The following is a 7,467-nucleotide window of genomic DNA, read 5'->3' on the forward strand; positions in this document are numbered from 1 at the left end:
TATGATTTGCCGGATAAGTATCAATTCAATACAGAGATTCCACCAGGGAAAACAGTACTAGGATACGTAGGACTAAGTTTGTATCCCGATGAAAAAATAAATTATAAAAATTTCAACCCTGAATCATCAAAAGTATCTGCTTATTATACTGTTATAGACGAAAAATCTAATAAAAGAATTTCTTATAAAATGACTTTAAATAATTAAAAGATAAAAAAGGGCCTGGATGTAATTCAGGCCCTTTTTTATTAAAACTATTTCACAAACCCAAGCAGCATCTCACGGATGATTTTGCTGGCTGTGTTTGCCGTTTGCTCTGAGTGGTCATAAACCGGTGCGACTTCCACTAAGTCAGCGCCCTTTACGTCTACCTCTGAACGCGCGATTTCATGGACGGATGCAAGCAGTTCTTTAGACGTGATGCCGCCGGCGTCAACCGTTCCTGTTCCCGGTGCGTGGGCAGGGTCTAATACATCAATGTCAATTGTGACATAAACCGGACGGCCCGCCAGCTTCGGAAGCACTTCTTTCAACGGTTCAAGCACTTCAAATTTCGAGATGTGCATGCCGTTTTCCTTCGCCCATTCAAACTCTTCTTTCATGCCGGAACGGATTCCGAATGAATACACATTGTGCGGTCCGATCAATTCTGCCGCCTTACGGATCGGCGTGGAGTGAGAAAGCGGTTCTCCCTCATAATCAACACGAAGATCTGTATGTGCGTCAAAATGGATAATCGCAAGATCTGGGTATTTCTTGTACATCGCTTTAATGACAGGCCATGACACGAGGTGCTCCCCGCCCATACCCATTGGGAACTTCCCTTTTTCTAAAATGCTGTCCACGTATTCTTCAATCATATCCAAGCTTCGCTGCGGATTACCGAACGGCAGCGGAATGTCGCCGGCGTCAAAAAAGTTCAAATCAGCCAGATCACGATCTAAATATGGGCTGTATTCTTCAAGGCCGATTGATACCTCACGGATTCTGCTTGGGCCAAAGCGTGAGCCCGGGCGATAGCTGACTGTCCAGTCCATTGGCATGCCGTAAAGAATGGCGTCCGCCTCTTCCCACTCGGGACGGCTCGCGATAAATACTTTTCCTGAATAAGCTTCATCAAATCTCATCTATAATACCCTCGCTTTCCTGTAAAAAAGCGCAAGATTCGCTCCTGCGCCATACCATCATTATTTAATCAGGTCACTCACAAATTTCGGCAGAACAAACGCCGCTTTATGAATATCTTTTGTGTAATATTTTGTCTCAATATCGAAGAAACGGCTGTCTTCCACTGCAAGCGGATCATATTTTTTCGAGCCGATTGTAAATGTCCACAGACCGCTTGGATATGTCGGAATGTTCGCCGTATACAGCTTCGTAATCGGGAAGATTTCCTTCACGTCGCGCTGTACATTTGTGATTAATTCCGGTGTAAACCATGGGTTGTCTGTCTGTGCGACAAAAATGCCGTCTTCTTTCAGCGCTTTCGCGATTCCTGCGTAGAATCCTTTTGTAAACAGGTTTACAGCCGGTCCGACTGGTTCAGTTGAATCTACCATGATGACGTCGTATTGATTTTCAGATTTCGCAATGTGCATAAATCCGTCATCTACCTGCACGTCAACGCGCGGATCATCCAGTTTGCCTGCGATAGAAGGAAGGAACTTTTTAGAGTATTCGATCACCTTGCCGTCAATATCTACAAGTGTCGCTTTTTTCACGCTTGGATGCTTCAGGATTTCTCTGATAACGCCGCCGTCACCGCCGCCGACTACCAGAACGTGCTCCGGATTTGGGTGCGTGAATAATGGCACATGCGCCACCATTTCATGATAGACGAATTCGTCTTTTTCAGATGTCATCACCATGCCGTCCAAAAACAGCATGTTGCCGAACTCTTCTGTTTCCACCATTTCTAAATGCTGAAACTCCGTTTGTTCTGTATGTAACGTTTTGTTAACCTTCATCGTAATGCCAAAGTTTTTCGTCTGCTTCTCTGTGTACCAAAGTTCGCTCAATTGTCATCTCCCTTTCCAGGCTGTATTCATTTATTGTAAGCGTCTAATCAGCTTTTATTCTCGGTTGAAATCTCATTTTCACCTAAGGAAAAAGTATAGAGGATGGCGGGAAAAAAGTAAAGATGCGTCCTGTTCAGCAATGTTTAAAAACGATCTTTTTTCCTCATAATAGTAGAAACATAAAAAAAGGGGGAACCCGTTGTGGATGCAATGACAAATAAACGGCTGAGACTGACGCTGAAAACCGTTCGCGCCTTTATCTTTTTAGGGGCTTTTGCGGCCTTTGCGGCAGCGGCCGTGTTTATGACTGTCATTTTGATAGCCAAATACCAGGGCGCTCCCTCGGTGCAGGTGCCGCAATCCACGATTTTGTATGCGAGTGACGGATCAAAGCTCGGGGAAACGAACTACGGCGAAAAGCGCTATTGGGTCCCCTTAAAGGACATGAATCCGACGATCGTAAAAGCGACAGTGGCGATTGAAGACCAGAATTTCTACGATCATCACGGCTTTGATTATAAACGCATGGCAGGCGCGGCGCTTGCTGATCTGAAAGCATTTGCCAAGGTTCAGGGTGCAAGCACCATCACCCAGCAATATGCGAGAAACTTATACCTTGAACACGACAAAACGTGGAAACGGAAATGGAATGAGGCATTCTACACGATCCGTCTGGAACAAAACTATTCTAAGGACGAGATATTAGAAGGCTATTTAAATACGATTTACTACGGACACGGCGCCTACGGCATTGAAGCAGCTTCCCGCCTGTATTTCGGCAAGCATGCCAAAAACCTGACGGATGCGGAGGCGGTGCTTTTGGCAGGTATCCCGAAAGGCCCTTCCGGCTATTCACCGTATGTCAATGAGACGAAGGCCAAGGAACGCCAGAAAACAATTGTGCGGATGATGGAAAAGCAGCAGATGATCAGCCAAAAGAAAGCGGATGAATTGATCAAGGAACCTCTTTCCTATCAGCCTTTGAATAAGCAAGTTTCCAAGAGAAAGGCTCCTTATTTCTACGACAATGCGATGAGAGAGCTGGAGAAAAAGCTCGGCATGACACGGGAGCAAATTGAAACGAGTGGGTTAAACGTCTATACAACGGTGGATAAACGGATGCAGCGCATCGCCGAGGAGACCATTACCAAAACGGTTAACGCGGGCTCTGACATTCAAGTCGGGTTTTCAGCCATTGATCCCCGCACCGGAAACGTTCTCGCCCTTGTCGGCGGCAGGGATTATCAAAAAAGCCCGTTTGACCGGACGACACAGGCGAAGCGCCAGCCTGCTTCGACGATCAAGCCATTGCTGTACTATAAAGCGATTCAAAGCGGATTTACGCCAGTCACTTTGATGAAAAGCGAAGAAACCGAGTTTCAAATTGATGCAAAGGGAGAAACCTATTCTCCAAGCAACTATAACGGATACTACGCCAACAAGCCGATTACGCTTCTGCAGGCGCTGGCGCTTTCCGACAACATTTACGCTGTGAAAACGCATCTTTTTCTCGGCACGAACAAACTCGTAAAGGCCGCAAAGGAATTCGGCATTACCGCCCATCTTCAAGCACTGCCGTCCCTGGCACTCGGCACTGAACCCGTACGCCCGATTGAGATGGTCAACGCCTATGCCATGCTCGCAAACGGCGGAAAGAAAATCGAACCGACTTTTATTTCGCGAGTTACGGACGCGGCGGGCCATGTGCTGTACGAAAACCCGAGTCAGCATAAACAAGTTCTTGATGAAAAAGCCGCTTTTGTCACGGCGAGTATGATGACAGGCATGTTTGATACCGATTTAAACGGATATACATCGGTAACCGGACGAACGATAGCCAACCGCCTGACAAGAACGTATGCCGGAAAATCAGGAACCACCAGCGCAGACAGCTGGATGATCGGCTTCAATCCGAAGCTGGCCGCGGGTGTTTGGACTGGTTATGACAAAAACAGCACCATCGACTCGGTCGAAGAAAAAAGCTATGCTAAAACCATTTGGGCGGACTTCATGGAGAACGCGCTCAAGGGCGATCCGGAAACCGCGTTCAAGCCGCCAAAAGGCGTAACCGGCGTGTACATTGATCCAAAGACAGGCTACTCATCAGGTCCCGGCTGTGCCGCAAAGCATTACACATATTTTGTGAAAGGCACAGAACCATCAAACGTGTGCTACGGGGCAGAACCCGCAAAACAAACAAAAGACCGGCTTCCAGCCAAAGAAAAGCCCGCTTCCGAGAAAAAATGGTGGGACAAATGGCTGGGGCGAAATCATTGAAAATAACCCGGCTTCTCGGAGGCCGGGTTATTCGTATGGTTGGTCAATGCCCCATGGAAGCAACTTGTTTCACTGGATAAGTCTGTCCGAACTCAAGTGAATTTCATCAATCAACTTTTTGGAATTCCTGCTTAAGACTAGATTCCACTAGAAAATGTTTTGCCCCTTTATATCTTTCCTAAGTATTTGCACCAGAACCCCTTCTTTCAATGCAAAAACTTAAGATGTATCGCATTATCTTTAGAATCATTTCCATTTCCATAAAGCTCTTATAAAGTTGAATTTCTTGTTTTATTTTAGCTTGATGCTGAAAAGATACTAGAATGCAATTTTTTTCATTATTCAAATCAGGATAAATATCTATTGTCGTTTAATAGGCAATGCATAATAGCCAAAAGCTAAATCAAGCAAGGCACTTGCTTCTTGACGCAGTAGCAGATCTTTCGGACGGAACATAAAGGATCCGTCAGCATTGAGGGAAGTATCAGGATCTAGAATTCCTTGGGAGGCAAGTGCCTGAATCGATTGAATTGCCCAGTCATCCGCAGCATCAAGTAATTTAACTTTAATAGCTTTGTCAGGTTGAATCGGTTTCATGTCATGAAGTTGCTTTAAGTTTTGAATCATGGTTGCTGCGACCTGTCGGGTAATCGGAGTAGCACGGTCATACTCCGGAATTCCTTTCATAACTTTTTCCCTTGCCTCCTTGGAGTCGTCTGGAAAACCGTTCCATCCATAAGCAAGTAACAACGCATCCGTAAACTCTCCTTGTGTCATGATGTCCATCGGATTGAATTGATTACCTATTTTAGCACCCATAATATTTAGAGCATGAAGATTATCAATGTGACTTCTATAGTTACTCTTTTGTGGAACGTCATCAAAAGGTGGTTTGTTGTTAATTCTCTGGGCATCTGCTACAAAATCAAGGCTTTTAGGAGAGTTGTAGTGAAAATATGCGATTTCTCCAGCTGAATTCTTTTTGAAAGCAACTTTGTTACCTTCCGAATCTTCAAATAACAACGGATGAATCATTTTGAGAACTTGTTTTCCAGTTCCACCCTCCATGACCAGGTTCCCATTTTCATAAGTAAAATGAGTGCGAATTGCAGCGAAACGCGTATTTTGGAATAGGCCCAAGTATTGATGAGCTTCTTTTTCCTCTAACGGGAGATAACTTTGTTTTCCTTCATTCTTCTTAGCAGGGAAATAGTGATCCATGAGAGTTTCATATATGTCTACACTCATCATTGAATCATTATTGTAAGACATGAAGAATGCTGTTTTTTGTTCAGGCACTAAGATCAGCAATGATTGATGTCCAGGCATGCTCCCCCCTTTTATTACAACGTGTTGACCGTTAGCAAATTCATTAAAAGGCGTTTCAAACCCAATTGTTGCAACAGGAATCGTCTTATCATCAAAAACTTGATAGGCATGCATCATATCTATGCTTTTTTCACTTACAATTTCTTTGTCTTTAAACTTTCCTTTCTGCAGTTGCATAATCATGTATTTTGACATGTCTTCCGCAGTAGATAAAATGCCTCCTTGTGGCGTATCCCTTAAACCGCTCCCGCTTGTTGGAATCGGGTCGCCAGTGGGACCATAATGTGTAGCCATTCTTTCGAGAAGATCAGGTGTAAAGCTCATACTTGTAGATTTCATATCTAATGGTTTAAAAATATTCTTTTCCATATATTTTGAGAAAGAGGTGCTAGTAACATTCTCTACTGCTAACCCCGCGAGCGCAAATGAGACGTTGTCATACGTATAAGCTTCTCCTGGTGGCCGTATCACTGTTGGCATATGTTTAGAGAAAAATTCTTTCATTGGTATATTATTATTAATATATTCAGGTCCGGTTATATTTGTGAGATCGGGAAAATCTACCCCGCTAGTATAAGTGAGCATATCAAACAGGGTAAGAGGTTTCCCTGTTTGATTAGGTATTTTTAATCCACCAAGGTATTTTTGTACATCTTGATCTAGTTTAAGCTTTCCTTTATCAACTTGCTGCATCACAGCCAAAGCAGTAAAAGTTTTTGAGACTGAAGCGATTTGAAAAACCGTGTCCTTAGTAACGGGGATTTTCTTTTCTTTATCAGCATATCCATACCCTTTATTGACAACGACCTTTCCATCGTGAACCACGACAAAACTAGAACCGTTCACATTGTACTTCTTCATTTTTTCTTCAAATAACGGATCAGCAAAAGATTCTATTTCTTTTTTATTATTAGGTCCTTTCGCAATTTGGATATTAGTCGTGGAAGCCGATGGTTTTGATTTTCCTGCTTCTTGTTGGGAACAAGCAGAAATCATAGTTGAAGAAGAAAGAAGAATTGCAACGATCCCCAGTTTGTTAATTGCTTGTTTCATTTTTATACGCTCCTTTATTTGATTCGGATTTTTTGTCAGCACAACGAGTTAGCGTATGAACAGAGTGTAGCAAGGGGTAAGTCATAGTCGATAGTGAGCTTTTGTCATATTTATAAAGGACAACAAAAATTGAGTGAATAAGGCTGTATTGATAGCTATGTCATAAAAATCATGACATTTTGACACTACTGTATGTGACAGAAAAACACTTAGAATCAAGGAGCAGTTTTAAAGTATTAACAATAAATGCTGAAGAATTAGTAAAGATGGGGATTTCTCTGCTCCCAGACTTTGCCCCAGGAAGGGGCTGGTCCTACTCAAACACAAGATACGCCCTTACTGAAAAAGTAACTGGAAACAGCTATGCGGAAGAGGTTGAAAATCGAATTATTGAACCGCTTGAATTGTCGAATACATTCCTACCTGGTAATTCAACGGACTTATTCTAACCAGGTAACTCGGATGGAGATATGATTTCTACTGCTGACGATTTAACAAATTTTTTTCTTACTTAGTGGCAAATTACTGAAGGAACAGCGACTAAAACAAATGCTTACTACAGTTCCTACAGGAATAGAAGGAATGGATGGATATGGTCTTGGAATCTATGTAACTAAGCTTCCAAACGGTATATCGATATGGGGACACACAGGTGGCATTCTGAGGCACACTTGGAGGCAAGCATACATTGGCCGTCAATTTGAACAGCCTTAAAGAGAATAGTCTTGATCCTTTTAAAAATATTTTACTTGCTGAATTTAGCAAGTAGGCAAAAAGGAAATACGAATAA

The 7,467-nt window shown here is 43.1% G+C and carries 4 protein-coding genes and 2 pseudogenes; 3 read left to right on the top strand and 3 right to left on the bottom strand.

What is annotated here, in order from left to right; genetic code table 11:
• Window positions 1–207, top strand: a pseudogene (locus C1T29_RS24950) (hypothetical protein); the annotation flags it as partial.
• Between the two features lie 47 nt (window positions 208–254).
• Here the strand turns inward: C1T29_RS24950 and speB are convergent.
• Window positions 255–1,127, bottom strand: coding sequence for an agmatinase (speB, locus tag C1T29_RS22565; RefSeq protein WP_103749253.1), 873 nt, complete (start codon window positions 1,125–1,127; stop codon window positions 255–257).
• Between the two features lie 60 nt (window positions 1,128–1,187).
• Window positions 1,188–2,018, bottom strand: a complete 831-nt coding sequence (speE, locus tag C1T29_RS22570; RefSeq protein ID WP_003227543.1) for a spermidine synthase — start codon at window positions 2,016–2,018, stop codon at window positions 1,188–1,190.
• A gap of 201 nt (window positions 2,019–2,219) precedes the next feature.
• On the opposite strand from speE, the gene C1T29_RS22575 reads away from it, so the two are divergent.
• Window positions 2,220–4,295: a transglycosylase domain-containing protein gene (locus C1T29_RS22575; RefSeq protein ID WP_103749252.1), complete on the top strand. Its 2,076-nt coding sequence runs from the start codon at window positions 2,220–2,222 to the stop codon at window positions 4,293–4,295.
• Between the two features lie 360 nt (window positions 4,296–4,655).
• Here C1T29_RS22575 and C1T29_RS22580 read toward each other — a convergent pair whose 3' ends face one another.
• Entirely contained in the window at window positions 4,656–6,677 is a 2,022-nt protein-coding gene (locus C1T29_RS22580) for a serine hydrolase domain-containing protein (protein WP_103749251.1), read from the bottom strand.
• A gap of 248 nt (window positions 6,678–6,925) precedes the next feature.
• Between C1T29_RS22580 and C1T29_RS22585 the strand changes: the two are divergent.
• Window positions 6,926–7,446 (top strand): annotated as a pseudogene (locus C1T29_RS22585) (serine hydrolase domain-containing protein); the annotation flags it as partial.
• Between the last annotated feature and the right edge of the window lie 21 nt (window positions 7,447–7,467).

It is taken from the genome of Bacillus sp. MBGLi79 (assembly GCF_002953915.1).